This window comes from Pantoea sp. S61 (assembly GCF_016625145.1).
GTDB lineage: Bacteria > Pseudomonadota > Gammaproteobacteria > Enterobacterales > Enterobacteriaceae > Pantoea > Pantoea rwandensis_B.
The window spans coordinates 210,519-235,000 of sequence record NZ_JACVUO010000007.1; the positions used below are offsets into that span (position 1 = coordinate 210,519).

Annotated in this window: 21 protein-coding genes, 2 tRNA genes and 2 rRNA genes (1 of these 25 only partly in view); 10 read left to right on the top strand and 15 right to left on the bottom strand. The window is 54.3% G+C overall.

The genetic code is table 11. The annotated features are described in order from the left end of the window. Positions 1-122: 122 nt before the first annotated feature. Together IAE30_RS15740 and mqo are read left to right on the top strand one after the other, a co-directional pair. Positions 123-365, top strand: coding sequence for a DUF1158 family protein (locus IAE30_RS15740; protein ID WP_038644148.1), 243 nt, complete (start codon positions 123-125; stop codon positions 363-365). A 530-nt stretch (positions 366-895) separates the two neighbouring features. Continuing rightward, entirely contained in the window at positions 896-2,506 is a 1,611-nt protein-coding gene (mqo, locus tag IAE30_RS15745) for a malate dehydrogenase (quinone) (RefSeq protein ID WP_200680354.1), read from the top strand. A gap of 71 nt (positions 2,507-2,577) precedes the next feature. Here the strand turns inward: mqo and IAE30_RS15750 are convergent, their stop codons facing one another. Next, the gene (locus tag IAE30_RS15750; RefSeq protein WP_200680355.1) at positions 2,578-3,165 is read right to left on the bottom strand and encodes a LysE family translocator; all 588 of its coding nucleotides are present in this window, start codon (positions 3,163-3,165) and stop codon (positions 2,578-2,580) included. A 136-nt stretch (positions 3,166-3,301) separates the two neighbouring features. Here IAE30_RS15750 and IAE30_RS15755 point away from each other — a divergent pair, with 136 nt between their 5' ends. Continuing rightward, a complete protein-coding gene (locus IAE30_RS15755; protein WP_038649803.1) occupies positions 3,302-4,792 on the top strand; it encodes a PLP-dependent aminotransferase family protein in 1,491 nt (496 codons plus the stop codon). Here the strand turns inward: IAE30_RS15755 and IAE30_RS15760 are convergent. Beyond that, positions 4,759-5,382: a glutathione S-transferase family protein gene (locus IAE30_RS15760; RefSeq protein WP_038644142.1), complete on the bottom strand. Its 624-nt coding sequence runs from the start codon at positions 5,380-5,382 to the stop codon at positions 4,759-4,761. The genes IAE30_RS15755 and IAE30_RS15760 overlap by 34 nt on opposite strands. 113 nt (positions 5,383-5,495) lie before the next feature. Here IAE30_RS15760 and IAE30_RS15765 point away from each other — a divergent pair, with 113 nt between their 5' ends. Beyond that, the gene (locus IAE30_RS15765) at positions 5,496-6,344 is read left to right on the top strand and encodes a PhzF family phenazine biosynthesis protein (RefSeq protein ID WP_200680356.1); all 849 of its coding nucleotides are present in this window, start codon (positions 5,496-5,498) and stop codon (positions 6,342-6,344) included. A 222-nt stretch (positions 6,345-6,566) separates the two neighbouring features. On the opposite strand, the gene IAE30_RS15770 is transcribed toward IAE30_RS15765, so the two are convergent. Beyond that, complete coding sequence (locus IAE30_RS15770; protein ID WP_045832235.1) at positions 6,567-7,325, bottom strand: SDR family NAD(P)-dependent oxidoreductase; 759 nt, start codon at positions 7,323-7,325, stop codon at positions 6,567-6,569. 115 nt (positions 7,326-7,440) lie between these two features. Here IAE30_RS15770 and IAE30_RS15775 point away from each other — a divergent pair, with 115 nt between their 5' ends. The 3 genes from IAE30_RS15775 (at position 7,441) to IAE30_RS15785 (ending at position 11,008) form a co-directional block, all read left to right on the top strand. Continuing rightward, positions 7,441-8,340, top strand: a complete 900-nt coding sequence (locus tag IAE30_RS15775) for a LysR family transcriptional regulator (RefSeq protein WP_045814179.1) — start codon at positions 7,441-7,443, stop codon at positions 8,338-8,340. A gap of 45 nt (positions 8,341-8,385) precedes the next feature. Then, positions 8,386-9,387, top strand: coding sequence for an inner membrane protein YhjD (gene yhjD, locus IAE30_RS15780; RefSeq protein ID WP_200539084.1), 1,002 nt, complete (start codon positions 8,386-8,388; stop codon positions 9,385-9,387). Between the two features lie 289 nt (positions 9,388-9,676). Further along, a complete protein-coding gene (locus IAE30_RS15785; protein ID WP_038644134.1) occupies positions 9,677-11,008 on the top strand; it encodes an MFS transporter in 1,332 nt (443 codons plus the stop codon). Between the two features lie 488 nt (positions 11,009-11,496). On the opposite strand, the gene ilvC is transcribed toward IAE30_RS15785, so the two are convergent. Next, entirely contained in the window at positions 11,497-12,972 is a 1,476-nt protein-coding gene (ilvC, locus tag IAE30_RS15790; protein ID WP_038644132.1) for a ketol-acid reductoisomerase, read from the bottom strand. A 161-nt stretch (positions 12,973-13,133) separates the two neighbouring features. Between ilvC and ilvY the strand changes: the two genes are divergently transcribed. Then, positions 13,134-14,015: an HTH-type transcriptional activator IlvY gene (ilvY, locus tag IAE30_RS15795; protein ID WP_034820008.1), complete on the top strand. Its 882-nt coding sequence runs from the start codon at positions 13,134-13,136 to the stop codon at positions 14,013-14,015. Here the strand turns inward: ilvY and ilvA are convergent, their stop codons facing one another. The 6 genes from ilvA to ilvL form a co-directional block, all read right to left on the bottom strand. Then, positions 14,016-15,563, bottom strand: coding sequence for a threonine ammonia-lyase, biosynthetic (ilvA, locus tag IAE30_RS15800; RefSeq protein WP_038644129.1), 1,548 nt, complete (start codon positions 15,561-15,563; stop codon positions 14,016-14,018). It lies immediately after the preceding gene. Positions 15,564-15,569: 6 nt separating this feature from the next. Further along, positions 15,570-17,420, bottom strand: a complete 1,851-nt coding sequence (gene ilvD, locus IAE30_RS15805; protein WP_038644127.1) for a dihydroxy-acid dehydratase — start codon at positions 17,418-17,420, stop codon at positions 15,570-15,572. 61 nt (positions 17,421-17,481) lie between these two features. After that, positions 17,482-18,411 carry a branched-chain amino acid transaminase gene (locus tag IAE30_RS15810; protein WP_034820022.1) on the bottom strand — a complete coding sequence of 310 codons (930 nt, stop codon included), beginning with the start codon at positions 18,409-18,411 and terminating at the stop codon, positions 17,482-17,484. 18 nt (positions 18,412-18,429) lie between these two features. Beyond that, complete coding sequence (gene ilvM / locus IAE30_RS15815) at positions 18,430-18,687, bottom strand: acetolactate synthase 2 small subunit (protein WP_034820026.1); 258 nt, start codon at positions 18,685-18,687, stop codon at positions 18,430-18,432. Beyond that, on the bottom strand, positions 18,684-20,330 hold the full coding sequence (ilvG, locus tag IAE30_RS15820; protein ID WP_200680357.1) for an acetolactate synthase 2 catalytic subunit: 1,647 nt from the start codon (positions 20,328-20,330) through the stop codon (positions 18,684-18,686). Before ilvG ends, ilvM begins: the two co-directional genes overlap by 4 nt. Before the next feature lie 149 nt (positions 20,331-20,479). Continuing rightward, positions 20,480-20,578, bottom strand: coding sequence for an ilv operon leader peptide (ilvL, locus tag IAE30_RS15825; RefSeq protein WP_071531048.1), 99 nt, complete (start codon positions 20,576-20,578; stop codon positions 20,480-20,482). A 327-nt stretch (positions 20,579-20,905) separates the two neighbouring features. Here ilvL and IAE30_RS15830 point away from each other — a divergent pair, with 327 nt between their 5' ends. Continuing rightward, positions 20,906-22,426, top strand: coding sequence for a YifB family Mg chelatase-like AAA ATPase (locus tag IAE30_RS15830; protein ID WP_038644123.1), 1,521 nt, complete (start codon positions 20,906-20,908; stop codon positions 22,424-22,426). A 30-nt stretch (positions 22,427-22,456) separates the two neighbouring features. On the opposite strand, the gene IAE30_RS15835 is transcribed toward IAE30_RS15830, so the two are convergent. After that, positions 22,457-22,795, bottom strand: coding sequence for a DUF413 domain-containing protein (locus IAE30_RS15835; protein ID WP_034820034.1), 339 nt, complete (start codon positions 22,793-22,795; stop codon positions 22,457-22,459). A 121-nt stretch (positions 22,796-22,916) separates the two neighbouring features. Here IAE30_RS15835 and hdfR point away from each other — a divergent pair, with 121 nt between their 5' ends. After that, positions 22,917-23,738: an HTH-type transcriptional regulator HdfR gene (gene hdfR / locus IAE30_RS15840; RefSeq protein ID WP_034820037.1), complete on the top strand. Its 822-nt coding sequence runs from the start codon at positions 22,917-22,919 to the stop codon at positions 23,736-23,738. Between the two features lie 126 nt (positions 23,739-23,864). Here hdfR and IAE30_RS15845 read toward each other — a convergent pair. From IAE30_RS15845 to IAE30_RS15860, 4 genes are all read right to left on the bottom strand, one after another. Next, positions 23,865-23,940: transfer RNA gene (locus IAE30_RS15845), tRNA-Trp, on the bottom strand. A gap of 7 nt (positions 23,941-23,947) precedes the next feature. Beyond that, a tRNA-Asp gene (locus tag IAE30_RS15850) sits at positions 23,948-24,024 on the bottom strand. 102 nt (positions 24,025-24,126) lie between these two features. Further along, a 5S ribosomal RNA gene (rrf, locus tag IAE30_RS15855) occupies positions 24,127-24,242 on the bottom strand. Between the two features lie 102 nt (positions 24,243-24,344). Next, positions 24,345-24,482 (bottom strand): 23S ribosomal RNA (locus IAE30_RS15860) (its annotated part continues 1,021 nt past the right edge of the window); the annotation flags it as partial.

Below are 24,482 nucleotides of genomic sequence, written 5' to 3' on the forward strand. Positions count from 1 at the left end.
GCGCTATTTATGACGCTAAGTGGATGGAATAGAAGAATTTTCTTAGGGTTACCCGGCACAGGGATTGCACGCCAGCACGCTTTTATGCGCTAATGCCCGCGCTAATTGATAGGAAACCTGCGATGAAAAACCCGTTTGAAACGCTGATTATCCCTGGCGGAATCCTGCTGCTGGGCTTTCTCTCCGCGCTACTGCTGCCCGCGCCGCAATTCGGCCTGGAATTGTCCAGACGGATTCAGGAGATGCTGCGTTTGCAGGACCTGAATCAGCTCTACACTATCGTGTTTTGCTTGTGGTTCCTGCTGCTGGGCGCGATTGAATTTTTTGTCATCCGCTTTGCATGGCGTCGCCTCGCTAAGAAGTGATCCCCACCGCCGCGTAATGCTTTTTTCCTCTGACCCCTGTCTGACGCGGCGAAAAATTAACACCCACAAAAATGTAACATTAGTTTTACACGATCTGGCGAAATATCACGCAACATAAAAACCGCATAAAAAATCAATCCACTATAAATTGATATTAATCATGCAATTAAGATGTGACGCCGCTCACTCTCTGAACATTAGCCTGCGCATTCCTCTCACAATATCGCAACAACTGCATTACCATAACCCTCTGATTAAGGGATAAAAATCCCTTATGACAGCAGGGTTGAGCTGATTAATTCTTATGCTGAATCATTTCGGCCTTTAAAAAATAAACAAACGTTTAATTCCGATACGAGAATGTTATATTCAAATGCATATGCATAACGTGCAGTTAACCGTTATCGTCCCCTGACTTAAACCTGAGTCTTAACCTTTGAGAAATAGCGCGACGCGCTCGAAAGAAGCGTGGCTGTTTCGCCTGCGAACCTGTTGAACTTCAGGTCAACAGAGAGAGGAGATGTCGCCTCATGAGTACTACTGCGGTAAACCTGGCGCTCGCCGCCGCTGGTATGGATAGCGCAAACCTTCAGGAACGAAAGGATGTCGACGTACTGCTGATCGGCGCAGGCGTGATGAGTGCCACCTTAGGCGCGTGGCTGCAGGATCTGGAGCCAGACTGGTCGATTGAGATGGTGGAACGCCTTGACGATGTCGCGGTGGAATCCTCTAACGGCTGGAATAATGCCGGGACCGGTCACGCTGCGTTGGCCGAGCTGAACTATACGCCGCAGAAGGCGGATGGCAGCATCGACATTGCAAAAGCGGTGGCGATCAACGAATCGTTCCAGATTTCTCGCCAGTTCTGGGCGTACCACGTTCAGAAAGGCAATCTGCGCAATCCAAAAAGCTTTATCCACAGTACGCCGCACATGAGCTTCGTCTGGGGCGACGATAACGTTGAGTTCCTGCGCAAACGTTTCCAGGCGCTGCAAAAAAGTACCCTGTTCCGTGGCATGAACTATTCAGAAGATCGCGACCAGATCACCCAGTGGATTCCGCTGGTGATGAATGGCCGTGACAGCAAACAGAAAGTGGCTGCCACCTGGACCGAAATGGGCACCGACGTCAACTTCGGTGAAGTGACGCGTCAACTGATTGCCTCTTTACAGAAGAAAGCCAATTTCCGCCTGCGTCTGCGTCAGGAAGTGCGTGATATCAAGCGCCTGAGCGATGGCCGCTGGCAAGTGACGCTGCATAATCTGGCCAGCGGTGAAAATCGCCAGCTGATCACGCGGCAGCTGTTTATCGGTGCGGGCGGTGCCGCGCTGCCACTGCTGCAAAAATCCGGCATCCCGGAAGTGAAAGGCTACGCCGGTTTCCCGGTGGGCGGTTCCTTCCTCGTGACCGAGAATCCAGAAGTGGTGCAACAACACATGGCGAAGGTGTACGGCAAAGCCAGCGTTGGCGCACCGCCGATGTCGGTACCACACGTGGATACGCGTGTGCTGGATGGTAAGCAGGTGCTGCTGTTTGGCCCGTTCGCCACCTTTTCGACCAAATTCCTGAAACAGGGTTCGCTGCTGGATATGTTCGGCGCGATGAACGGCAGTAACCTGTTACCGATGATGCAGGTCGGCCTGAAGAGTTTCGACCTGGTGAAATATCTGGTCGATCAAGTGCTGCAAAGCGATGACGATCGGATGGAAGCGCTGCGTGCTTATGTACCGCAGGCTAAGCAGGAAGACTGGCGTTTGGTCACTGCCGGCCAGCGTGTACAGATCATCAAAAACGATGAGAAAGAGGGCGGCGTACTGCGTTTAGGCACGGAAGTTGTGACCTCTGAAGATGGTTCGATTTCAGCCCTGCTCGGCGCTTCGCCAGGGGCATCTACTGCAGCGCCGATTATGCTGGAGCTGATGGCGAAAGCCTTCCCTGAGCAGATGCGTTCACCTGAGTGGCAGACCAAAATCCGCGCGGTGATCCCAACATGGGGCCGAAAGATGAACGGTGACGTAGCGCTGACCGAGAAGATTCTGGCGGAAACCAGCCGCGTACTGCAGCTCAATTACGCACCAATCGTTACGCCTGACGCAGCCAACGACGAAGCCCGCGAGACGGCGCACGTGGTGGGGAAGTAACCAGTCAATCCTGATTGCTGTGAATACTGATAAGGCCGCGCAAGCGGCCTTTTTTATGAGTGCACTTCAGCTCAACTCAGCAGCACCGCGTCGTACAGCATCCAGGCCGTGGTGGCCACCAGCGACAGCGCCATCAGACTGTTAAACGCCTGACGTTTCCACGCCACCTGCAGATGACTGCGCAGACGATCCCCCATCGCGGCCCAGATCAGGATGCAGGGTAAGTTCAATGCGGCAAACCCCAGCAATATCGTGATGACGCCGTTGCTGTTGGCGTACATCAGCGCCACGTTAGTCACCATCAGCCAGGCCTTGGGATTCACCGCCTGAAAACAGATGCCGCCCACCAGCGTCATCGGGCGCGGACGTTCACGCGCTTCTGGTGCTGCGGCCCGAAAGATTTTCCATGACAGCCACAGCAAATAGCTGCACCCCACCACCGTTAATGGCAAACGAATGGATGCCATCCAGTGCAGCAACACATCCAACGCCATGCTAGCCAGCAGCATCTGTATCGCACAGCCGAGCAGAATGCCAAACAGCATGGGCAGCGTGCGTTTAAAACCAAAATTGACGCCCGATGTGGCGAGCAGCAGGTTGTTCGGTCCGGGGGTGATCGACATCACCGTGACGTAGCTGAAGAATGAAGGGTCGAGCATGATGCGCTTCCTGATGGTTCAAAGTTAACATCATGCTAATGCGTGCCGGACAATGGAAACAGAGACACAAAACAACTATTGTAATGGATACAGTTTGCTTTATTTTAGATTGTACCCATTGCACGCGGAGGCTTTTGTGTCCCTTCCCCTTTCATCCGGTCAAACGCTGTATCAGCAGCTGGCAGATAGCTTTGCCGAGTCGATTCATCAAGGCACGCTGAAGCCGGGCAAACGGCTGCCCGCTATTCGCCGCGTGGCACAATCGCATCAGGTTAGTGTCAATACTGTGCTCAATGCCTGGCAAATTCTTGAAGATCGCGGCCTGATAGAAGCGCGTCCGCAATCGGGCTATTACGTGCGTGGTGTGATGCCGGCCGTGACGCGTCCGGTCAAACCGCTGCCCGCGAAAATCAACGACCCCAGCACGCAGAAACTGGAACTGATTGAGCAGGTGTTTGCCGCGCAGAATAATGCCGATTACACCAATATCTCTCTGGCCTGTCCGCAGGATGGCACCTTCTATCCGGCAGCACGCTTAGGCCGAATTACCTCAGGCATTTTACGGCACAATCCCGACATCATCGGGCGCTATGCGCTTCCGCCTGGTAGTGAACGCTTACGGGAGGAGATAGCGCGCCGCAGTCTGCACACCGGCATCAATCTGACTGCGCAAGAGATCACCCTCACCCACGGCTGCATGGAAGCCTTACAACTGGCGCTGCGTGCGGTCACGAAACCTGGCGATTGCATTGGGCTGGAATCCCCCACTTACTTCTTCCTGTTCCCACTGCTGGCCTCACTGGGCCTGAAAGCACTGGAAATCCCCACCGATCCACAGCAAGGGCTGTCACTGGACGCGCTGGAGATGCTGCTGCAGGAGAAGCGTATTCAGGCGCTGATCGCCATGCCCGGCGCGCAGAATCCTCTTGGCTATGTGATGCCACTGGAGAATAAGAAGCGGCTGGCAAAGTTAGTGAATACTTACCACGTTCCATTGCTGGAAGATGGGCTGTATGACGAGTTGCAGTTTGACTGGCCTCTATCACCGCCGGTGAAAGCCTTTGATAGCGAGGGCTGGGTGATTTACTGCACCAGCTTTACCAAAACGGTGGCGCCGGATTTCCGCGTGGGCTGGACCGCTGCCGGCCGCTTCCATCAGGCCATCGCCCGTTTGAAAGCCGTCTCTTCCATGTCTGAGTCGCGCCTATTGTGTGAGACCCTCGCCGAATTTCTGGCAAGCGGTGGCTACGACCATCATTTGCGATCGCTGCGCCGTCGCTATGCCGCCAATCTCGATGCGGCGCGCGGCATCATGGCGCGCCATTTTCCGCAGGGAACCCGCGCTACCCTGCCCAAAGGAGGTTTTGTGTTTTGGGTGGAGTTGCCCGGAAAAGTGGATACCGTGGAGATGTTCCACCGGTTATTGCAGGAGCAGATTTGCGTGACGCCGGGAGCGCTCTACTCGCTGAGCGACCGTTATAAACATGCACTGCGCCTCTCCTGCTGTTATCCGTTTGATGAGCGTTATACGTGGGCACTAAAACGCACCGGTGCGCTAGCCTGCGAAATCACAGGCCTGGCACCGGGACAGGATCAAGGCTTGCCGTTGCGGCCCCAGGTGGTGTAACCCTCACGCTCGGTCAGACGCTCGTAATAGAGTTGCACGGCTGGAAATTCAGGGTGCTCCAGTGGGGTTTCAAACCAGCGATTGACCGCAAGCCCTACCGGAATGTCTGCCAGCGAGAAGTTACGTCCTGCGACGTAGCGCCCGGTTTTTTGCAGATGCTGGTCAAGAATATTCATGGTGTGCGTCCAGCCTTTAATCGCGGCGGCCAGCAAACGCGGATCCTGATGGGCGGGTGAGTTGCGCACCAGTGACATAAACGCATAGCGCCAGGAAGTATTGAGTTCGGTGGCTTGCCAGTCCATCCATTGATCCACCGGTGCACGCGCACGTGGGTTTTCAGGATAGAGCCAGTCGCCGCCGTTGCTGTTGGCAAGATAGCGCAGAATGGCGTTGGATTCCCACATCACGAAGTCATCTTCGATGATCACCGGCACCATGGCATTAGGGTTGAGCGCCATGAATTCCGCCGAGTGCAGCGATTGCGGGTCTTCACCCCAGGGCTCGAGCTCATACGCGAGATCCAGTTCTGAACACAACCACAGAACTTTGCGCACGTTGATTGAAGAAGTACGACCAAGAACTTTTAACATAGCGGACTCCGATTCCAGAATTCTTAACCTATTCATAGTCCTGTTGACTGACATTAGCAATCTGCAGGATGTAAATCAGGATTTCAGAGTGCCTCAACCAGCAAGGAGAGAAAATGAAAGTCGCGTTTAAGCAGGTGGATGTGTTTACCTCATCAGCGTTTAAAGGTAATCCGCTGGCAGTCATCATGGATGCAGAGGGATTAAGTGACGCCCAACTGGCCGCTATCGCCCGCTGGACCAATTTGTCGGAAACCACCTTTGTCCTGCCACCACAGGATGCTGCGGCCGATTATCGGGTGCGCATTTTTACCACTGAAGGGGAATTGCCCTTTGCCGGTCATCCGACGCTGGGCACGGCTCACGCCTTGCTGGAAGCGGGATGGACAGTGAAAACACCGGGTAAGATCGTGCAGGAGTGCGGCGTTGGCCTGGTGGATGTGCGCATTAGCGAGGATGGCGCACTGGCCTTCGCCGCACCCGACGTCACGCTGACGCCATTTGAAGACGCGTTGATGAGCAGCGCACTGAATAGCGAAGCCTTTGATACCCACCAGACGCCGACCATTGTCGATATGGGGATTCGCTGGCTGCTGATCCCGATGAACAGCGCGCAGGCGGTGTTGGATGTGCAGGCCAGCGCAGCGGATCTGCTGCGTTTGCAAAAACATGCCGACGTCAATGGCACTGCGCTGTTTGGCCCGCTGCCAGAGGAGTGCGGTGAGCAGTATGAGGTGCGCGCGCTGCTGGTTGAGAACGGCAGCCTGACCGAAGATCCGGTAACAGGCAGCGCCAACGCCTGTCTGGCGCGCTATTTCGCGGCGCAGGGGAAAACCGAGGATTATCGTGCGCGTCAAGGCAGCGCTATCCAGCGTAAAGGGCGAATTCAGGTGAGTTTTAGCGGTGATAACATCTGGATTGGCGGCCAGACAGTGACGGTGATTGACGGGACGATCGAGATCTAAAAACACGCGCAATAAATTGCGCCGCTACGGCTCTCTGCATGGCTACGTAGCGGCGCGATTGAGATCTCAAACATGGGCAATTAACGACCAACCTCATGATTGCTTAGCTGGGCGATTGAGATCTCAAACACGCGCAATAAATTGCGCCGCTACGGCCATCCAAAGGAGTGCGTAGCGCCGCGATTTATCGTGCATGAATGCCGCGTCACTCAGCGTGCATGATTACAGCGACTGTCCGCCTGACGCTTCGATGCGCTGCGCGGTGATCCAGCCGGTTTCCTCACTCAGGATGGCGCTGATCGCGTCACCAATATCATCCGGTTGACCCACACGGCCCAGCGATGTCACCGAGGCAATGTGATCGTTAAGATCTTTGGTGTCACGCACGCGTCCACCGCCGAAGTCAGTTTCAATCGCACCCGGTGCCAGAATATTGACGCGAATGCGGCGCTCGCCCAGCTCTTTGGCCTGATAGCGCGTCAGCACTTCCATCGCCCCTTTCACCGAAGCATAGGTGCCTGAGCCCGGCAACGTCATGCGCGTTAATCCGCTGGAGATGTTCAGGATGCGACCACCATCAACGATCAACGGCAGCAGCTTCTGCGTCAGAAAGTAAGGCCCTTTGAAATGCACATTGATCAGCGCATCAAATTCTTCTTCCGTGGTTTCTGCAAACAGCTTGTAGTGACCGTGACCGGCGTTGTTCACTAAATAATCAAAGTTGTCGCGCTGCCAGGTTTTTTGCAGTGCCTCTCTCACCTGTGCCACGAAAGTGTTAAAGGTGCTGCTGTCACCAACATCCAGCTGCAGTGCCACAGCACGCGCGCCCAGCGCCTCAATCTCTTTCACCACGGCCTGCGCTTCTTCCGCGTGACCACGATAGGTGAAAAGAATATCGACACCTTTGGCCGCCAGTTTCAGCGCACCATTCTTGCCCAAACCGCGGTTGCCGCCGGTAATCAATGCAATTTTATGACTCATGTTTCGCTCCAGGTGGAAAATTGAACACGGGATAAGGATATTCGTTATAAATTGATCTATAAACGCAGAGGAATACGCAGCACTGTTTCACTAACAACAACAATCGGTGAACAACATGGATAAAATTCACGCAATGCAGGTTTTTGTGCGGGTGGCAGAAATGGGCAGTTTTACCCGTGCAGCTGAAAGTCTTGGACTACCAAAAGGCAGCGTATCGCGCCAGCTTCAGGCGCTGGAAAATCAAATGGGCACGCGTCTGCTGCATCGCACCACCCGGCGTGTTCATCTCACCCAGGATGGGCTGGTCTACTACGATCGTTGTCTTGATCTGTTGTCGATGCTCGACGATATGGACAGCCTGTTCCAGCACGACCCCGCCACCCTGAGCGGCAAGTTGCGCGTCGATATGTCGGTGGCCATGGCCACCGGATTTATCCTGCCGCGTTTGCCCGAGTTTCTGCAGCATTATCCCGGCATCGAAATTGAGCTTAGCAGCAGCGATCGCCAGGTGGATGTGATTCGTGAAGGTTTTGACTGCGTGATCCGTGTGGGCGAGCTGAAAGATTCGGGTCTGATTGCGCGAAAAATCGGATCACATGCCTTGATTAACTGCGCCAGTCCCGACTACCTTTCCCGCTTCGGCATGCCGGTGCGCCTCGAAGATCTGGCACAGCACGCGATGGTGCATTACACCCAGCAGCTGGGACAGCCCTCTCTGGGGTTTGAATATTTTGATGGTAAGCAGTGCCACTATGTTCAGACCGGCGGCGTGGTGACGGTGAACAGCACCGAAACTTATCGTGCCGCCTGCATCGCGGGTTTAGGCATTATTCAGGTGCCCGCGATTGGCGTGCAGCCACTGCTGGAATCAGGCCAGTTAGTGGAAGTGCTGCATCACTTCCCGGCTAAGCCGATGCCGATTTCGTTGCTTTACCCACATCGCCGCAACGTAGCACGCCGCGTGCGGGTGTTTATGGAGTGGCTGAGTCAGGTGTTGCAGGAGTATGTGACATAAAGGGCTATAATTTTAATTTCGCAGTGAACAGGATGCTGACCGTCTATGACAGACAAACCTAACCAAGAATCCACGGCTGAAAAGAAGCCGCTTATTGATATCAAGACCGGTAACAAAACCGTGGATGGCTCAATCCAGAACGTGTCGCGGTTTGCGACCTGGTTCCAGGCCATTCCGGCGGTGGCGCATTTTATGCGCGCGCTGGATCGGTTTAACGATCGCCTCGGCAGCCAGTTTGGTGCGGCGATCACTTACTTCTCCTTCCTATCTCTGATACCGATTTTGATGGTCTCCTTTGCGGCAGTCGGTTTTGTGCTGGCGTCGAATCAGGATTTACTCACCGAGTTGATCAACAAAATCGTTAACAGCATCAGCGATCCTACGCTGGCCACCACCCTAAAGAACACCGTGAACACCGCGATTCAGCAACGCGCGACGGTCGGGTTAACCGGTTTGCTGCTGGCGCTTTACTCCGGCATCAACTGGATGGGCAATTTGCGCGAGGCGGTGCGTGCGCAGTCGCGTGATGTTTGGGAGCGTAAGCCGGACGATCAAGAGAAGTTGTGGAAGAAATATGCGCGTGATTTGGTGTCGTTGCTCGGCCTGATGCTGGCATTGGTGATTACGCTGTCGCTGACCTCCATTGCCGGTGCCGCGCAGAATGCCATCGTTAACGCGTTGGGATTGGAGGATATCGAGTGGCTGCGCCCGGCAATGACCATCATTGCGCTGTCGATCTCCATTTTTGCCAACTATTTGTTGTTCCTGTGGATTTTCTGGATTCTGCCGCGCCACAAGCCGCGCAAAAAAGCGCTGTTTCGCGGCACGCTGCTGGCGGCGATTGGCTTTGAGGTGATTAAGTTTGTCATGACGCTGACGCTGCCTAAGCTGGCCACCTCACCGTCCGGCGCAGCCTTTGGTTCGGTGCTGGGATTAATGGCGTTCTTTTACTTCTTCGCCCGTCTGACACTGTTCTGCGCCGCGTGGATCGCCACCGCAAAATACAAGGATGATAAAGAGATGCCGCAGCCGCATCAGGGCAATTAACATCGCAAATTTGTTACATTTGCCCTGACAGCTAAAAATGTTTCCTGCGGGCTATTATTTCAGCAAAAACCAGCAGGAAACGCTAAAGGGTCACTTTAATTTGGCCCTTTTGCAGAGATTCCCGCCAAAAAAGTGACACTTCCCGTTCCCATCCCCCGTCGATTGCCGCAACTCAGAAATTATCCACTTTTTCGCCGAAAATGCCTGTTCTGGCGCGGGTTTTCGTCATTGAATGCCGCAAAACAGGTGCGTAAGATTCTCTGTCTACATTTACAATTAAGAAACAGTCATGCAAGCCTCCATCACAGAAACACTCGACAAAAAACACGACGACACGCCCGTAAACTCACGCGGCAAAGTGGTCGTGGCATCGCTTGTCGGCACCGCGATCGAATTCTTCGATTTCTATATTTATGCCACTGCGGCAGTGATCATTTTCCCGCACATTTTCTTCCCGCAGGGCGATCCCACCGTCGCGACGCTACAGTCGCTGGCGACTTTCGCTATCGCCTTTGTCGCGCGTCCAATTGGTTCTGCGCTGTTCGGCCACTTCGGCGACCGTGTCGGCCGTAAAGCGACGTTGGTAGCATCGCTGCTGACCATGGGCGTCTCCACGGTATTGATCGGCCTGCTACCGAGCTATCAAACCATTGGCGTCGCCGCTCCACTGCTGCTGGCGCTGGCGCGTTTTGGTCAGGGTCTGGGCTTGGGTGGTGAATGGGGCGGCGCGGCTCTGCTGGCAACCGAGAATGCCCCCGCGAAGAAACGTGCGCTCTACGGCTCTTTCCCACAGCTCGGCGCGCCGATTGGCTTCTTCTTCGCTAACGGTACTTTCCTGCTGCTCTCCTGGTTGCTGACCGATGAGCAGTTCATGAACTGGGGCTGGCGTGTGCCGTTTATCCTTTCTGCCGTACTGGTACTGATTGGCCTCTATGTGCGCGTTTCGCTGCATGAAAGCCCGGTTTTTGCCAAAGTGCAGAAAGAGAACAAGCAGGTCAAAATGCCCATCGGCACGCTGCTGAGCAAGCATCTGACCGCTACGATTCTTGGCACCTTCATCATGCTGGCGACCTATACGCTGTTCTACATCATGACCGTGTACTCGATGAGTTACGGCACTGCGCCAGCGCCTGCGGGCTTGGGTTACTCCCGTAATAGCTTCCTGTGGATGCTGATGGTGGCAGTGATTGGTTTTGGTGTGATGGTGCCGATTGCAGGTCTATTGGCGGATCGTTATGGCCGTCGTCGCACCATGATCACCATTACTTTGATGATTATCGCTTTCGCGCTGATGTTCCCAATGCTGCTGGGTTCAGGCTCGCAGATTCTGGTGATGGGCTTCCTGCTGCTGGGTCTGAGCATTATGGGCCTGACGTTTGGTCCGATGGGCGCGCTGCTGCCAGAGTTGTTCCCGACGGAAGTGCGTTATACCGGCGCATCCTTCTCGTACAATCTGTCGTCAATTTTAGGTGCGTCTGTTGCGCCTTATATTGCGACATGGTTGAACGCTAACTACGGTTTGCAGGCAGTCGGTTTCTATCTGGCTTCCATGGCGGTACTGACGCTGATTGCACTGATTGCCTGTAAAGAGACGCGCCATCAGACGCTGTACGAAGCGTGATAGCGCCTGTTTGAAATGATGAAACCCGGCTCAGGCCGGGTTTTTTATTGGGTGAGAATTGAGATAGGGCCAAAAATACATTGCCTTGAATGGCGTTATTCCAGCTATTTGAGGCCATACGCATTGTGACCTTTTTAACAAAACGCACAAAAGTTCAGGAGCAGGCTGGGGCCGCTTAGGGGCGGGCAATCCGCAGCGCCGAACAGAATGAGTATGCCAGGATAGCCCGCAGGACGCGGGCGAAAGGCGGGGCGGCACAGGGATGTGCCATCCCCCGCCGTTCCGTCAGGCAGACGAATGACGTGAGGGCACCGCGTTAGCGGCGCGAGGACGCCAGACCCTAAGCGGACCCAGGCTGCGTTATCGCCATGGCATTGCGGCTTAGTCGCGTTTTTTAGTTATTGGCTGCGGGAAGCTATCTGTTCAGGCATAAAAAAACCCCGGCAAGCCGGGGTTCTTCTTATGCTGAAAACTGTGTCGCGTGTGGCTTAGCCAGCAACCGCGATACGTTTCATGTCGGTCATGTAGCCACGCAGTTTACGGCCAACCGCTTCGATTGGGTGCTGACGAACGGCTTCGTTGACGTCACGCAGCTGTGCGTTATCAACCTGAGTGCCTTCGATTGCTTTACCCAGATCGCCTGGCTGCAGCGTGGTCATGAACTCTTTCAGCAGCGGTACTGCCGCGAAGGAGAACAGGTAGTTACCGTATTCTGCAGTATCAGAGATAACCACGTTCATTTCATACAGACGCTTACGTGCGATGGTGTTCGCGATCAGCGGCAGCTCGTGCAGTGATTCGTAGTAAGCCGACTCTTCAATGATGCCTGCGTCGATCATGGTTTCGAAGGCCAGCTCAACGCCCGCTTTCACCATGGCAACCATCACAACGCCTTTATCGTAGTATTCCTGCTCTTCGATTTTGCCGTCGAACTGTGGTGCGTTCTCGAATGCAGTTGCACCGGTCTCTTCACGCCAGGTCAGCAGGTTTTTGTCGTCGTTCGCCCAGTCAGCCATCATACCGGAAGAGAATTCGCCCGAGATGATGTCATCCATGTGCTTCTGGAACAGCGGAGCCATGATGGTTTTCAGCTGCTCAGACAGTGCGTAAGCACGGATTTTCGCCGGGTTAGACAGACGATCCATCATCAGGGTGATACCACCGAACTTCAGTGATTCAGTGATGGTTTCCCAGCCGAACTGAATCAGTTTTTCGGTATAAGCCGCATCGTGACCTTCAGCCACCAGCTTGTCAAAGCACAGCAGAGAACCGGCCTGCAGCATACCGCACAGGATAGTCTGCTCGCCCATCAGGTCAGATTTCACTTCTGCAACGAAGGAAGACTCCAGGACGCCAGCACGGTCACCGCCGGTTGCAGCAGCCCAGGCTTTCGCAATCGCCAGGCCTTCGCCTTTTGGATCGTTTTCTGGGTGAACCGCGATCAGGGTTGGAACACCGAAACCACGCTTGTACTCTTCACGCACTTCAGTACCTGGGCACTTCGGTGCAACCATCACCACAGTGATATCTTTACGAATGGTTTCGCCCGATTCAACGATGTTGAAACCGTGTGAGTAACCCAGCGCTGCGCCATCTTTCATCAGAGGCTGAACCGCCTGAACCACTGCGGTGTGCTGTTTGTCTGGCGTCAGGTTAACCACCAGATCCGCCTGTGGGATCAGCTCTTCGTAGGTGCCTACTTTGAAGCCGTTATCGGTCGCTTTGCGGAAAGAAGCACGCTTCTCAGCGATCGCTTCAGCACGCAGTGCATAAGCGATGTCCAGACCGGAGTCACGCATGTTCAGGCCCTGGTTCAGACCCTGAGCGCCACAGCCAACGATAACGACTTTTTTGCCTTTCAGGAAGCTTGCGCCATCCGCGAATTCATCGCGTGACATGAAACGACATTTGCCTAACTGCGCTAACTGGTTGCGCAGATTCAATGTGTTGAAGTAGTTAGCCATGGGTACTCCGGTTAGATGTTGTGATTGCTTTTGTTCGGTAACGACACCCTGTTCAGTGCCGCGAATGACCCCATCATATGACAGGAAATCTATTGCTTAAATTGATATATTAGCAAGGTCACATTGCAGAATTTGCAACAACCCTTTGAGGTGAAACGCGCATGGATTTACGAGACCTGAAGCTCTTTCTTCATCTGGCCGAAAGCTGTCACTTTGGTCGCACCGCGCGTGCTATGCACGTCAGTCCCTCCACGCTATCGCGCCAGATTCAGCGCCTTGAAGAAGATGTGGGTCACGCGCTGTTTCTGCGCGATAACCGCACCGTCACGCTCACTGAAGCCGGTGAACGCCTCAAGCAGTTTGCACAACAAACCTTATTGCAATATCAACAACTGCGCCACGTGATGGATCTGAACGGCCCGTCCCTAAGCGGCGAACTGCGCATATTTTGCTCGGTGACCGCCGCTTACAGCCATTTGCCGCCGATTCTCGACCGCTTCCGCGCCGAACATCCGCAGGTGGAAATCAAACTCACCACCGGCGATGCCGCCGACGCAATTGAGATGGTGCAATCTGGCGAGGCAGATTTGGCCATTGCCGGACGTCCGGAATCGCTGCCCGCCAGCATCGACTTCACGCCGCTCGCCATTCTTCCGCTGGTGCTGATCGCGCCCGCCCTGCCGTGTGCGGTGCGCAGCCAGGCCACACAGGCGCAACCTGATTGGTCGCAGATTCCGTTTATTGTGCCGGAACAAGGCCCGGTGCGGCGCGGTATCGATTTGTGGTTCCGTCGCCATCGCATCCCCAATCCGCAAATTTATGCCACGGTGTCCGGGCATGAGGCGATTGTCTCAATGGTGGCGCTGGGATGTGGTATTGCGCTGCTGCCAGATGTGGTGCTGGAGAACAGCCCGGAGCCGGTACGCAATCGCGTACTGACGCTGGAGAATGTGGAGTCGGTCGCGCCGCTGGAACTGGGCGTCTGTGTACAAAAAAAGCGGCTCGGGGAGCCGCTGATCAGTGCTTTCTGGAACCTGCTGTAACTACTGCCCAGCGAGGAAGAAACGGAACGCCGGGTTGTTCGCCTCATCGTGCCATTCGTAGCCCAACGCCGTGAGATGCGTTTCAAAATCCGGCTCTTGATCGTTGGCTTCGAAGGCCGCCAGCACACGACCAAAATCGGTGCCGTGGCTGCGATAGTGGAACAGCGAGATATTCCAGTGCGCGCCCAGCGTCTGCAGGAATTTCAGCAGCGCGCCGGGTGCTTCCGGGAACTCAAAGCTAAACAGACGTTCGCGCAACGGTTTCGACGGACGACCGCCCACCATGTAGCGCACATGCAGTTTCGCCATCTCGTCATCCGACAGATCCACGACGTTATAGCCACTCTCATTCAGTTGACTGATGATCTCGCTGCGCTCTTCCAGACCGCGCGTTAAACGCACGCCGACGAAGATGCAGGCGTTATCGGCATCCGCATAACGGTAGTTAAACTCGGTGATCGAACGGCCACCCAGCGTCTGGCAGAACTTGAGGAAACTGCCCTGCTGTTCGGGAATCGTTACCGCCAGCAACGCTTCGCGCTGTTCGCCAATTTCGCAGCGTTCCGACACATAGCGCAGACCGTGGAAGTTGACGTTGGCGCCCGACAAGACGTGCGCGAGGCGCTCGCCTTTGATGTCGTGCTGCTGGATGTACTTCTTCATGCCCGCCAGCGCCAGCGCACCCGAAGGTTCCGCTACCGCACGCACATCTTCGAACAGGTCTTTCACCGCCGCGCAGATGGCATCGCTATCCACCGTGATGATGTCATCGAGATACTCTTTGCACAGACGGAATGTCTCGTTGCCGATGCGCTTCACCGCCACACCTTCAGCAAACAAGCCGACGCGCGCCAAATCCACTGGCTCGCCCGCATCCAGCGCCGCTTTCAGACAGGCTGAGTCTTCCGACTCTACCGCGATCACTTTGATCTGCGGCATCAGCTGTTTGATCAGCACCGCCACGCCAGCTGCCAGGCCACCACCGCCGACCGGCACGAACACGCGATCGATATGCGCATCTTGTTGCAGCAATTCCATGGCCAGCGTGCCCTGCCCGGCAATCACTGCCGGGTGGTCAAACGGCGGCACAAAGGTATAACCCTGCTGCTCGGCCAGCTCGATGGCTTTGGCTTTTGCCTCGTCGAAGTTAGCACCAAACAGATAAACCTCACCGCCAAATGCGCGCACTGCATCAACCTTGATGTCTGCCGTGGCCACCGGCATCACAATCAGTGATTTGATGCCAAGCCGACTCCCCGAAAGTGCCACACCCTGTGCGTGGTTACCGGCCGAAGCCGTAATCACGCCGCGTGCTTTTTGCTCTTCGGTCAGTCCGGCAATCATCGCGTAGGCCCCACGCAGCTTGAAGCTGTGTACTGCCTGGCGATCCTCACGCTTCACCAAAATGGTGTTGCCGAGACGCGATGAAATTTTTTCCATTTTTTGCAGCGGCGTGACCTGCGCAATTTCATACACAGGCGCACGCAGCACCGCGCGCAAATACTCCGCGCCGTTAGGCGACGCGGGTAGCGGTTGAGACTCAGCCATTCGTTGTTAGCCTCCCAGCTTGGACTTATCGCGCACCGCGCCTTTATCAGCACTGGTCGCGAGTGATGCATAAGCACGCAGCGCGAAGGAGACGGCACGTTCGCGGTTGTGCGGGGTGTAAGCCGCTTCGCCACGCGCCAACTCTTTTTCACGACGAGCGTGGATTTCGTTGTCCGGCAGGTCCAGATGGATACGACGGTTCGGGATATCCAGCTCAATCATGTCGCCATCCTGGATCAGCGCAATGGTGCCGCCGCTCGCCGCTTCAGGTGAGATGTGACCCACAGAGAGACCGGAAGAACCGCCGGAGAAGCGACCATCTGTGATCAACGCACAAGCTTTACCCAAGCCCATGGATTTCAGATAGGTGGTCGGATAGAGCATTTCCTGCATGCCCGGACCGCCTTTTGGCCCTTCGTAACGGATGACAACGCAATCGCCAGCCACAACTTTGCCGCCGAGGATCGCTTCTACCGCATCATCCTGGCTTTCGTAAACTTTTGCCGGGCCTTTGAAGGTCAGCAACTCAGCGTCAACGCTGGCGGTTTTTACGATACAGCCATCTTCAGAGATGTTGCCGTACAGCACGGCCAGACCGCCATCCTGAGAAAACGCGTGTTCGCGGGTACGGATACAACCATTTTCACGGTCATCATCCAGCGTGTCCCAACGGCAGTCTTGTGAGAAGGCTTGGGTGGTGCGAATACCCGCTGGGCCCGCGCGGAACATTTTCTTCACGGCTTCGTCTTGGGTCAGCATGATGTCGTACTGATCCAGGGTCTCACGCATGCTCTGCTGCAGAACGTTGCGCGCACTGGTGTCGATCAGCCCGGCACGATCCAGCTCGCCCAAGATCGCGACCACGCCACCGGCACGGTGCACATCTTCCATGTGATATTTCGGCGTACTCGGTGCCACTTTGCACAGGTGCGGCACTTTGCGCGACAGGCGATCGATATCCGACATGTTGAATTCGATTTCGCCTTCCTGCGCCGCTGCCAGCAAGTGCAGAACGGTGTTGGTGGAACCGCCCATGGCGATATCCAGCGTCATCGCGTTCTCAAACGCGGCTTTGGTGGCGATGTTGCGTGGCAGTACGCGCTCATCATCCTGCTCGTAATACTTTTTGGTCAGGCTAACGATGCGCTTACCGGCGTTGAGGAACAGTTCTTTACGGTCGGCGTGGGTCGCCAACAGTGAACCGTTGCCCGGCTGTGCCAGACCCAGCGCTTCGGCCAGACAGTTCATCGAGTTCGCGGTAAACATGCCTGAGCAAGAACCACAGGTTGGGCAGGCAGAGCGTTCGATTTTATCGCTGTCTTCATCGCTGACGTTCGGGTTAGCCCCCTGAATCATCGCATCAACCAGGTCCAGCTTGATGATTTTGTCTGACAGTTTGGTCTTGCCAGCTTCCATCGGACCGCCGGACACAAAGATCACTGGGATGTTGAGGCGCAGTGATGCCATCAGCATGCCGGGGGTGATTTTGTCGCAGTTAGAGATACACACCATGGCATCGGCGCAGTGCGCGTTCACCATGTACTCCACGGAATCGGCGATCAGCTCGCGCGAAGGCAGTGAATACAGCATGCCGCCATGACCCATGGCGATACCGTCATCCACCGCGATGGTGTTGAACTCTTTAGCGACACCACCGGCGGCTTCGATTTGCTCAGCCACCAGCTTGCCCATATCGCGCAGGTGCACGTGGCCCGGCACGAACTGGGTGAATGAGTTAACCACGGCGATAATCGGTTTACCGAAATCGGCGTCGGTCATTCCTGTGGCGCGCCACAGGGCGCGTGCACCCGCCATGTTACGACCATGGGTGGTGGTGGCAGAACGGTACTTAGGCATGCTCTATTTACTCCAGTCTGAAATATGACGCGGGCGCAGCGGCACCCGCGTAACTGTCTTGTTATGGATTAACTTGATCCAACCAGCCGTACTTGTCTTCAGTTTCGCCCGTGAACAGGCCGAAGAATGCGCTTTGAATTTTGGTGGTCACTGGACCGCGTTTGCCCGCACCGACCTGAATGCCGTCAACGCTGCGTACCGGGGTGATTTCTGCCGCAGTACCCGACATGAACACTTCATCAGCCAGATACAAAGATTCACGCGACAGCGTTTGCTCACGCACTTCGATACCCAGATCAATCGCCAGTTTGATGATGGCGTCACGAGTGATGCCCGGCAGTGCTGAAGAAGTGAACGGTGGTGTGAACAGAATGCCATCTTTCACTTCGAACAAGTTTTCGCCAGCACCTTCTGAAATATAGCCGTTGGTGTCGAGAGCGATACCTTCCTGATAACCGTGGCGACGCGCTTCGCTGCCGACCAACAGTGAGGAGAGGTAGTTACCACCGGCTTTAGCCGCAGTTGGCAGGGTATTCGGTGCAACACGGTTCCATGAAGACACCATCGCATCGATACCGTTTTCCAGTGCTTCAGCACCCAGGTAAGCACCCCATGGGAAAGCAGCGATGATCACGTCGGTGGTGTAGCCATCTGGTGGGTTCACACCCAGACCTACGTCGCCAACAAACGCCAATGGACGAATGTAAGCGCTTTTCAGTTTGTTCACACGAATCACTTCGCGGCACGCTTCCATCAGCTCATCAACAGAGGCGGCGATAGGAAAACGATAGATTTTGGCGGAGTCGTGCAGACGCTGCATGTGTTCACGGTGACGGAACACCACTGGGCCTTTGTGTGAGTCGTAGCAACGTACGCCTTCAAACACTGAAGTACCATAGTGCAGTGCGTGAGACATGACGCTAACCTTGGCGTCTTCCCACTTAACCATCTCCCCGTTGAACCAAATAAAGTCTGCTTTCTTCGTACTCATTGCTATTTCCTTTGGCGACTAAGCGCGGATTTGTTGTGATGTCTGTTGCTGGATCTCGACACAGGCGACATCCATAAGTTTGCTTAACTGCGAAGACAGTAAATCGACAGAACGCTGGCTGGCAACGGTCATCTCGATATTAATGTTCTCAGCGTTGATCGCAGATGCCATGTTCATCGAGCACACCTGGAAGCCACGGTGGCGGACAACACGCAAAATGCGCTCCAATATTTCAGGGCGGAAGCGGGCTTCGATAGACAATTGATGCTGATTCATGCGGTTTTCTCCATCATGTTTGCGTTGCTGGCACCCGGCGGTACCAATGGCCAGACGTTCTCATGCTCATCAATCGAAACATGCAGGAAGTAAGGACCTTCACTGTTCAGCAGAGCATCTATCGCGGCGTCGACCTGATCTTTACGGCTAATGTGCTGGCCTGGGATATCAAAGGCGCTGGCCAGCGTGAGGAAATCGGGGTTATCGGTGAGGATGGTTTCGCTGTAGCGACCATCAAAGAACAGCTGCTGCCACTGACGCACCATGCCCAAACGTTGGTTATCCAGCAGCAGGATTTTCACCGGCAGCTTGCCGCGTTTGATGGTGCCCAGTTCCTGGATGTTCATCATGATTGAGCCATCACCTGACACGCAGATCACGGTGTCTTCCGGGCGAGCAACCTGCGCACCGATGGCGGCAGGCAGACCGAAGCCCATGGTGCCCAGGCCGCTGGAGGTGATGAAGTTTTCTGGCGCGGTGAAGCTCATATGCTGCGCAGCCCACATCTGATGCTGCCCAACATCGGTGGTGACTACGGCGCTGTCTGCTTTACGATCGGAGAGCTGTTTCAGCAGCAGCGGCGCGTAAATGGCCTCGCCTGGATGATCGTAACGCCAGTCAAACTCGGCTTTCATCGCTTTAACTTCGGTGCGCCAGCCTTCAATCTGCATTGGCATACTCAACGCGGGCAGCACCTGGTTCAAATCACCTTGCAACGAAACGTGCGCGCGACGGAGTTTGTTCAACTCGGCCGGATCGATATCGATATGAATGACGTTCGCATGCGGGGCGAAGGTGTCTAATTTGCCGGTCACGCGGTCGTCGAAGCGCGCACCAACGGCAATCAGCAAATCACAGGATTGCACGGCAAGGTTGGCAGCTTTGGTGCCGTGCATACCCAACATGCCGAGATAGAGATCGCTGCTGGCGTCTGCGCTTCCCAGGCCTTTCAACGTGGACACCGTTGGGATGCCGGTTGCTTCAGCCATGGCACGTAATGCAGGCACCGCTTGTGCCATGCCAACACCGCCGCCGATATACAGCATTGGCTTATGCGACTGCGCCATCAATGCGCGGGCTTCCGCGATATGCTCTGGCGAGTGACTGATCGCCTCTTCAACCGGCAACAGGTGTGGGGTTAAATCGGCACTGGCAATTTGGATGTCCTTCGGGATATCCACCAGAACCGGACCGGGACGGCCAGACTGGGCGATGGCAAAGGCTTCAGCCATCACGGAAGGCAAATCTTCGAGGGATTCAACCAGGAAACTGTGCTTGGTGCAGGCTAATGACAGGCCGAGAACGTCGATTTCCTGGAAGGCATCGGTGCCGATGAACGCAGATGAAACCTGACCAGTGATCGCGACAACCGGGATGGAATCCATAAACGCATCTGCTAAACCGGTGATCAGGTTAGTGGCGCCGGGACCGGAAGTGGCGATACAAACGCCCGTTTTACCGGTGGCACGGGCATAACCAATTGCCGCCATCACTGCACCTTGTTCATGACGACACAGTAGGTGTTCCACGCCGCCATCGTAGAGCGCATCGTACACTGGCATGATTGCGCCGCCAGGATAGCCAAACACTGTGTCGACACTCTGCGCGCGTAAAGACTGAACTACCCACTGTGCACCTGTCATCGTTATTCTCCTGTATTCCTGGTGGAACAACAGAATTTTATGCTACTGCTCATAATCTGTTCCTCGCTGATTCGCTGATATTTAGCCAGGTCGAAAAAAAACCCCCGGACCTTTCGGTGCGGGGGTTTTTGGAATTCCGGGCTTGATTTTTAAGCCTTTCTTTCTCCAAGCGATGCCCCGCACGGTGGGATAATAATCACCACCACGCTAATCACGACTAGGCTAATCACTTGTAGAAGGGCTTTCATGTGTTGTCTGTTTTTTCGATTGTTCGAAGTAATACCTACAGAGTTACCATAGTTATCTACGCATTGACAATTATTTTCATAATGTTTTTTTATGACGCAAGCAATGGGTGTGGGTTATCGCCTTGTAAGTTAAAGGTTATTTTTAGTTGTGAAAAATTTTCATTACGCACACTGCGTAACCTCTCTGTTAATTCTGCGATATTGACCTCAATTGCGGCGAAAACAGTGTAAAAACCGTCGATTCACTGGAACCCGGCGCTGATATTTTTTAATCGCATTCGCAATCTGAATTTACTCCTCGCATGATGAAGACAACAAGGAGTGGTTATGTCTTTATCAAAGGTTCTCACTCGCGCGGCGCTCGGTGTGCAGGCGCCATTAGTAACGGTTGAGGTGCATATCAGCAAGGGCTTGCCCGCTTTAACGCTGGTTGGCTTGCCTGAAACCACGGTGAAGGAAGCGCGGGAACGGGTGCGCAGTGCCATTATCAATAGCGGATTCACCTTCCCTGCTAAACGCGTCACCATCAATTTGGCCCCCGCCGATCTGCCAAAAGAGGGAGGACGCTACGACCTTCCCATCGCCATTGCGATTCTCGCGGCCTCAGAGCAGCTTCCTGACGCGAAACTGGCTCACTATGAATTCCTGGGGGAGTTAGCACTGAACGGCGCGCTCTGTGGCGTTCAGGCCTCCATTCCAGCAGCGATGGCCGCATTGCAGGCCGGCAGGCAGATGGTGTTAGCTGAAGAGAATCAACAGGATGTCGGATTGATCCAACAAGGGGAAACGCTTGTCGGTAAACATCTGCTCGAGATCTGCGCTTTCCTGCATAACCAATCGACACTCACCGTTGCGCATTATCAACCTGAGGCGCTGCAACAGGAAAGCCAGGATCTCAGCGAAATCATCGGTCAGGAGCAAGGACGTCGCGCCCTGGAGATCACTGCCGCTGGCGGGCATAACCTGTTACTGCTTGGACCGCCCGGCACAGGGAAAACGATGCTGGCGACCCGCCTGCCCGGCATTATGCCGCCCTTAGACGACCAGGAAGCGCTGGAGTGCGCAGCGATTAATAGCCTGGTCAGCAGCCGAAACCTCCATCATCAGTGGCGCAGAAGGCCATTCAGAGCACCTCATCACAGCGCTTCGCTGTATGCATTAGTGGGAGGTGGAGCACTCCCCCGGCCTGGTGAGATCTCTCTGGCGCACAATGGCGTCCTGTTTCTGGATGAACTCCCGGAGTTTGACCGCAAGGTACTGGATGCATTACGCGAGCCCATTGAATCCGGCGAGATCGCAATTTCCCGTACACGCGCCAAAGTCACTTATCCAGCGCGCTTTCAGTTAATTGGCGCCATGAACCCCAGCCCTACCGGGCATTATCAAGGCAGTCATAACCGATGCACGCCGCAACAGGTGCTGCGCTATTTGAGCCGGCTCTCAGGTCCGTTTCTTGATCGCTTTGATCTGTCTCTGGAAATCCCGTTGCTACCCAGTGGAACCTTAAGTCAAAAACAGGAAGTCAGTGAGAGCAGCGAGACTGTACTTAAACGCGTCCTTGCTGCTCGTCAGAGGCAAATTGAGCGAGCAGGCAAAATAAACGCTCATTTATCTAATCCGGAGATTGCCCAGTGCTGTGTACTGAGACAGGATGATGCTATATGGCTGGAAGCTGTGTTGAATTCGTTGGGCCTTTCTGTGCGCGCGTGGCAACGCATTTTGAAAGTCGCCAGGACGATTGCCGATTTGGCAGGGGAGGAGACAATTTCACGTCAGCATTTGCAGGAGGCGGTGGGTTATCGCAGCATTGACCGATTGCTAATCTTTCTGCACAACAGTCTGGAATAAAAAACGGGGCTTTAGAAGCCCCGCTATTTTTTAATCATCGCTATCGCTAAAGTCTTCCACAGTGTCCATCTGCGGCTTACCGCCAGACAATGTGTGGAAACGCTTAGGACGCTTAATACGTGCGGTATATTTCGACCAGACACGTTCAGCTTCCGTTTGCGGCTCACGCAGACCACGACATACTTCTAAAAACGAACGCTCTTCTTCAGTCGCTGGTTCACGCTTGGCGAGGTCCAGTTCATTAAAGGCGTAACCGTGGCGTTCCAGAAGCTGAGCTTCTTTAATGGTGAAATCACCATGACGTGAAAAACCACGAGGGTAATGTTTGTTATCAAAGAAACGATTTGTTGTTGCGAAGCTATCCGCCATTTTACACGCTCCCGACTCTCTTATGGCCGTGCTATTTATGGCGCGGAGTATTAGATAGGCTTGACAGAGTGTAAAACAAAACATTTAAATCAGTACGACAAACATTTTTTGGGAGAATGCTGTGGATACGGAATTACTGAAAACTTTCCTCGAAGTGAGCAGAACACGCCATTTCGGGCGTGCTGCTGAAGCGCTTTACCTCACGCAATCTGCCGTTAGTTTTCGCATTCGTCAGCTGGAAAATCAGTTGGGAGTCAACCTTTTCACCCGTCATCGAAATAATATTCGGCTGACCTCTGCGGGTGAGCGTTTATTACCCTATGCAGAGAGCCTGATGAGTACCTGGCTGATGGCCAAAAAGGAAGTTTCACATACACAACAGCATCATGAGCTATCGATAGGCGCCAGCGCGTCGTTGTGGGAAGCTTATCTAACCCCTTGGTTAAAAACGCTTTATGAGAACCGTGAAAGCCTTCATCTTGAAGCACGTATCGCACAACGGCATTTGCTGGTAAAGCAATTACATGAGCGTCAATTGGATCTTTTAATCACCACCGAAGCGCCCAAAATGGATGAATTAACCAGCCAACAGATTGGTCATATTTCACTCGCGCTCTTCCGTGCACGTAAGACTGAGAAACGTGAAAAATATGATTACATTAAACTGGAATGGGGTGCGGATTTTCATCAACATGAAAGTTATTTATCCAGTGATGATGTGCCAGTATTGACCACAACTTCAGCGCATGTGACACGTGAATTACTGCACACTACCGGCGCTTGCGCGTTTTTACCGGATTCATGGCACAGCATTTATAGTGATTTGATGGTTATTCCAGATACACCCGTTGCCGTTCGCCCACTCTATGCGGTGTGGCTGCAGAATAGTGATCAACAGGCGCATATTCGTCAGCTGCTTAAATTTCCAGTATTGACGCAATAAAGCAGAAATTGAGAGGGGTTTGAGTGTCGCGCAGTGAAACTCAAACCCTTTTCACTGGCGAATTTATGAGGTAAATGCCAAATTTTGGACAAAAAAAATCCTTTGCCGAAGCAAAGGATTGTTTTCTGGCAGGGGCGGAGGGACTCGAACCCCCAACACCCGGTTTTGGAGACCGGTGCTCTACCAATTGAACTACGCCCCTAAAAGGGTGGCGGAACGGACGGGGCTCGAACCCGCGACCCCCTGCGTGACAGGCAGGTATTCTAACCAACTGAACTACCGCTCCACCGATTCTGTACCAAAATCAGAAAATCGTTCTGAATCTGGGTATTTCACCCTTTCAGCGTCACTTGAAAGGTCACGACTCACGAATGAGTCTTAAATTGATGCCTGGCAGTTCCCTACTCTCGCATGGGGAGACCCCACACTACCATCGGCGCTACGGCGTTTCACTTCTGAGTTCGGCATGGGGTCAGGTGGGACCACCGCGCTAAAGCCGCCAGGCAAATTCTGTTATTCACGCCGCCCTCGCAGGCCGCGCAAATCAATCCGTTCGAACAAAGCTGAAAATCTACTCGCGTCTCTCAAAAACGCCTCTGGCGTTGTAAGGTTAAGCCTCACGGGTCATTAGTACCGGTTAGCTCAATGCATCGCTGCACTTACACATCCGGCCTATCAACGTCGTCGTCTTCAACGTCCCTTCAGGACTCTCTGGGAGTCAGGGAGAACTCATCTCGGGGCAAG